The sequence below is a fragment of the Leptolyngbya sp. FACHB-711 genome (assembly GCF_014695615.1).
GTDB lineage: Bacteria > Cyanobacteriota > Cyanobacteriia > Elainellales > Elainellaceae > Leptolyngbya_A.
Genome location: NZ_JACJOR010000042.1, coordinates 1 through 5,312 on the forward strand (window position 1 = coordinate 1; position 5,312 = coordinate 5,312).

Consider the following 5,312-nt stretch of genomic DNA (forward strand, 5'->3'; position numbering starts at 1 on the left):
AACGATTACTGGGGTTTCGGAAGTGCTGAAGCAGAAGAAGCCTTCGTTTCAGACGATCGCCGTAGAGCCACAGAATAGTCCTATTCTCTCAGGCGGCAGACCGGGTCCCCATAAAATTCAGGGGATTGGTGCAGGCTTTATTCCCCAAGTGCTTCGGACAGACCTGATTGATGAAGTTATCACAATCGGCGATGAGGAAGCGATCGCTTATGGACGGCGAATGGCAAGAGAAGAAGGGCTCTTGTCGGGCATTTCTAGCGGGGCAGCCCTTGCCGCAGCGATTAAAATTGGCTGTCGTCCTGAGAACGCAGGCAAGCTGATTGTGATGGTACAGCCCAGCTTTGGCGAACGCTATCTTAGTACTCCGCTCTTCCAGGACCCGGAACTCGCTGCGGCTGGGAAGGTGGGGTAAAACAAAAACATCTGCCCTGTGTCTGAATTGATTGCTGCCGCTTTCTGAAGGGGGAATCGTTCCTTGGGAAGCGTTAACGGGGTGCAGCGAATCGATAAAATGAGGATATGGCAGAGGTTAATCACTACGACACGCTTGAGCTGAGCCCCTTGGCAAGTCAGGCAGAAATTAAGCAAGCTTATCGTCGGCTGGCAAAACAATTTCATCCCGATACGAATCCTGATGCTTCAGGGCACGATCGGATCGCTAAAATTAACGCCGCCTATGAAGTGTTGAGCGATCCCCGCCAGCGGCAGTCTTACGATCGCCACCTTTCCTATGGGCAGGCAGTTCATTTTGATCCCCATGCTGAGACTCAGCGGCACCAGCGGGCTGCTGCTGCTCAACGGGAGTATCAGAAGCGACAGACCGGACGAGATAGCGATGCTGAACTGCAACTTTGGCTCAAGCGGGTTTATCAGCCTGTGAACCGGATGCTGAATCGGATTTTGAGTTCGCTTCAGGATCAGATTGATGACCTGGCAGCCGATCCGTTTGATGATGAATTGCTGGAGGAATTTCAGGATTATCTGGAGAACTGCCGCCAAGAATTGCAGCAGGCACAGCGATTGTTTCGTTCTCTGCCGAATCCGCCTAATGTGGCAGGGGTAGCAGCGCACCTTTATTACTGCCTCAATCAGGTGGGAGACGGTCTAGACGAACTGGAGCGATTTATCTCCAGCTACGACGACCACTATCTGCACACTGGGCAGGAGCTATTTCGGATTGCAAAAGGGCTAAAGCGAGAGGCACAGACGGCGGTTCGAGAAGTGACTCGCTGAGACGGAAAACTCGACCTCTCGTTATCCTAGCAATCTCGTTACAATGGAGTTTTGGATTCTTCGGGTTAACCGCCCGCACCCTTGCCATGCCCTTACCTGTTGTTGCTGTGATTGGTCGCCCAAATGTGGGCAAATCAACGATCGTGAACCGTCTGACGGGCGCGATGGATGCGATCGTCCATGATGAACCTGGCGTAACCCGTGATCGGACCTATCGCCCTGCCTTTTGGAACGATCGTGAATTTCTGGTGGTAGATACGGGCGGACTCGTGTTTGACGATGACACTGAATTTCTGCCGCTGATTCGGGAACAGGCAGAAGCTGCCCTGACCGAAGCCAGTGCTGCCATTTTTGTAGTCGATGGACAAGCGGGCTTAACTGCGGCGGATGAGTCGATCGCGGACTGGTTGCGGCAGCAGTCGGTTCCGGTTTTGCTGACGGTGAATAAATGTGAGTCAGTCGAACAAGGGCTGGCACAGGCGGCAGAGTTTTGGGCATTGGGGCTGGGCGAACCCTTTCCGGTATCGGGCATTCATGGCAACGGCACGGGCGAACTGCTGGATAGCCTGCTGCCCTATTTGCCTCCGAAGGATGAACTGGAAGAGGAAGCAGAAATCCGGGTGGCGATCGTTGGTCGTCCAAATGTGGGCAAGTCGAGTTTGCTGAATGCATTTGTGGGTGAAAATCGGGCAATTGTCAGTCCGATCTCTGGCACAACGCGGGATGCGATCGATATGGTTGTAGAGCGGGGCGGAAAACGCTATCGCTTGATTGACACCGCAGGCATTCGTAAAAAGAAGAACGTTGATTACGGTCCTGAATTTTTTGGGATTAACCGATCGTTCAAAGCGATTCGACGGGCAGATGTCGTGCTGCTCGTGATTGATGCGCTGGACGGTGTGACCGAGCAAGATCAGAAGCTCGCTGGACGGATCGAAGAAGAAGGACGCGCCTGCATTCTGGTGGTGAACAAATGGGACGCGATCGAAAAAGATTCCCACACGATCTATGAATACGATCGGCAAATTAAAGAGCGGCTGCACTTTCTGGAGTGGGCAGAAATAATCTTCGTTAGTGCCCAGAGCGGACAGCGCGTAGAGAAAATTTTAGAGCTGGTGAATACCGCAGCCGAGCAGCACCAGCGGCGGGTCAGTACGTCTGTGATTAACGAAGTGCTAGAAGAAGCACTGCGTTGGCATACCCCTCCGACCACGCGCCAGGGCAAACAGGGCAGAATTTATTACGGCACGCAGGTGAGTAGCCAACCGCCCTCGATCGCCCTATTTGTCAACGACCCTAAGCTGTTTAATGAAAACTATCGCCGCTATGTTGAACGGCAGTTTCGGCAGCAGTTGGGCTTTACAGGCTCTCCGATTCGGCTGTTTTGGCGCGGTAAGAAGGTGCGAGAAGTCGAGCGGAACACGGCGAACCGAGCTACGAGAGTTTAACGATTTTCTGAACGCAAAGCTGAAGCTATGGATTTACTTCGATCGCTGCCCATCGGACTCTATCTGGAACAGCCGATCACCTGGCTTCACCGCATTGATGCCAGAGTTAAGCTAGGGTGGCTGCTCACTCTCATGCTGACTCCGATATCGGCAAACCCGTGGTGGCGGCTTTCGCTGGTAGGCTGGCTGCTGCTGTTTACGCTGGCAACCCGGCTGCCCTTTCGCGTCTGGAAGCGGCAAATTGGACTTGTGCTGTTTTTTAGTGTGCTGCTGTTTGCAGTAACGTTATTTGCGCCCGACGGATTGACCGTTCCCAATCAAAATCGGTTGCCTGCTGATGGACTGCCTCAGCCTGCGGGCAATGCGGCTTCTGGTGCTGCCCAGACTGTTCCTCGCGTCGATCCGCTGCCTCAGCCGACCGATTATCGGTATGTGCTGTTTGAGCGGGGCAATATTCGCGTGACGCGACGATCGGTTGAACTGGCGGTGCGCGTTGGGACGTTTATGTTTGTCCTGATTTACAGTACGAATCTTTATCTGCTGACTACTGCGCCGGAAGAGATTACAGCGGGACTGGAAGATTTGATGCAGCCCTTGCGTCGCTTTAATGTCCCTGTTACCGAAATTGTGCTGACGCTGACGCTCTCACTGCGGTTTATTCCGCTGGTGCTGGAGGAAGTGCAAAACCTGGTGCGATCGATTCGAACCAGAGCCATTAATTGGAAAAAGCTCGGTTTTCGGGGTTCGACTCAGGTTTGGACGACGGTTGCCGAAAAGCTGGTAGATAACTTGCTGGTTCGTGCCGAACAAATTGCCAGTGCGATGCAGGTGCGGGGGTTTACTTCGCCCGATCGCCATCAGGTGCAGTGGCATCAGTTTAAGCTGGGCAGTTTAGACTGGCTCGCCTTGGGTGGCATTGTCGTGTTCTGGATTGCTCGATTTGCGATCGGCAGTTAGCCGTTTTTACTGTTGTTCATTCCTTTTATTTTTTCACTCTTATTTAGGGTTAAAACCTTGAAGCAGAGCCCTGCCTCTACAGCTTGAGGGATAGAAATTTATCCAGAAGAAGGACTGGATTGCTGTAGCGGGATAGCACATTTTCACATAAAGTTAATGAATAAATGTTGGAAGCTCTTTTCTGTAAAGGGTAGTATTCACCTTGCCAACTTTTGCATTTTCTTTTGTATTTTGTAGACTTCCTGTTTATCTGCTAAATCCTATACAGCAATGCCCGATTCTGCCAGTTCCCAATCTTTTGAAAATCGGATGAGCAGTGAAACTTACTTGAATCATCCAACCTTCGGCTTGCTGTTTCGCATCTGTGTAATTGATGACAATCGGGAACTGTTTTCAACGCTTTATGCCCAACGTCTATTTTTTCTGGTTGCCACTACAGCTCAGGGCATTCAATTTGAGCCGCTTGGTCGGAGCGATGCCCGAATTTTAGTAGAAGGACGACTGCGCGAACTGCGCCGAACAGGACAATCCGGCGAACACAGCAAAGTGCAAGCTATTCATCAACAAACGTTTCAATAGTGTCTTCTAATCCACCCGTGAACTCTATTGCAGCTCGGCTTACCGAGATTCGTCAGACCCTTCCTGCAAACGTTCGATTGATTGCCGTGACAAAGCAGGTTTCGATCGCTGCAATCCGGCAGGCGTATGAAGCAGGGGTGCGAGATTTTGGAGAAAGCCGGATTCAGGAAGCCGCATCCAAAAAGGCAGCCCTTCAGGATTTGCCCGGCGTGACCTGGCATTTAATTGGACATCTCCAAGCTAATAAAGCTGCCAAAGCGCTACAGCAGTTTCAGTGGATTCATTCGATCGATAGTTTGAAGCTGGCTCAGCGGCTTGATCAGCTTGCGGCAGAACAACAGGCTGTGCTGCCTAAAGTTTGTCTGCAAGTCAAGCTGCTGCCTGATCCCAGCAAATTTGGCTGGACTGTTTCAGAATTGTTGGCAGACCTGCCTCAGCTTGATCAGTGCCGTCACCTGGAGATTCAGGGGCTAATGGTCATTCCGCCTTATGGGCTGCAGGCCGCCGAAACCCAGGCAGTCTTCGATCGCGCTCGTGAACTGGCAGAGCGAATCAGGCAGCAAGGCTGGTCTCACCTGCAAATGAAGGAACTGTCGATGGGGATGTCGGACGATTACCCTCTGGCAATTCAGGCGGGATCAACCATGATCCGATTGGGAAAAACCCTATTTGGCGATCGAGCATCTCAGACGAAAACGGAGCCTTCTGCATCAATCTGATTGCGGTTCCCACCTAGAGTAGGATGTTATCTTTACCAGAGTTTAAGATTTATCGGAGGAGTGCAGTCTATCGGGCGGAACAGAGTATTATATTTCTCGATTCGGTGGCATTCGACGGCTTGGCTCTCTCCTGTAGGCTTGAGTGCTGAGTTTAACGGCTAAAAAAGACGGCTCCTTGGCTTTGGCTAATAAATTTTTCCAACTCCGTGATCGTTTGAGTCAAAATAGGCTAAACTCTACGGGTGGAGTACCAAGCAGGCTAAAAAAGCAAGAGAACGCTATGAATGGTAATAGATAGATGGTGTTAGTTAGTGATCTGGGGTCAATTTGAAGTGGTCGGTGAAGGTTGTCTAGCCGTCTCCCCCGGGAGAACTGC

Annotated in this window: 6 protein-coding genes; all 6 read left to right on the forward strand. The window is 51.5% G+C overall.

Translation table 11 applies throughout. From position 1 onward, the window contains the following. On the forward strand, positions 1-412 hold a 412-nt coding region (locus H6F80_RS00765; protein WP_190789715.1), incomplete at its 5' end, for a pyridoxal-phosphate dependent enzyme. 107 nt (positions 413-519) lie between these two features. Continuing rightward, positions 520-1,233 carry a J domain-containing protein gene (locus H6F80_RS00770; protein ID WP_190789716.1) on the forward strand — a complete coding sequence of 238 codons (714 nt, stop codon included), beginning with the start codon at positions 520-522 and terminating at the stop codon, positions 1,231-1,233. Between the two features lie 86 nt (positions 1,234-1,319). Then, entirely contained in the window at positions 1,320-2,681 is a 1,362-nt protein-coding gene (gene der / locus H6F80_RS00775; protein WP_190789717.1) for a ribosome biogenesis GTPase Der, read from the forward strand. A gap of 27 nt (positions 2,682-2,708) precedes the next feature. Then, on the forward strand, positions 2,709-3,638 hold the full coding sequence (locus H6F80_RS00780) for an energy-coupling factor transporter transmembrane component T family protein (protein ID WP_190789718.1): 930 nt from the start codon (positions 2,709-2,711) through the stop codon (positions 3,636-3,638). Positions 3,639-3,908: 270 nt separating this feature from the next. Beyond that, on the forward strand, positions 3,909-4,217 hold the full coding sequence (gene pipX, locus H6F80_RS00785) for a transcriptional coactivator PipX (RefSeq protein WP_518523492.1): 309 nt from the start codon (positions 3,909-3,911) through the stop codon (positions 4,215-4,217). A 17-nt stretch (positions 4,218-4,234) separates the two neighbouring features. After that, positions 4,235-4,936, forward strand: coding sequence for a YggS family pyridoxal phosphate-dependent enzyme (locus H6F80_RS00790; RefSeq protein WP_190789719.1), 702 nt, complete (start codon positions 4,235-4,237; stop codon positions 4,934-4,936). The last annotated feature ends 376 nt before the right edge of the window (positions 4,937-5,312 follow it).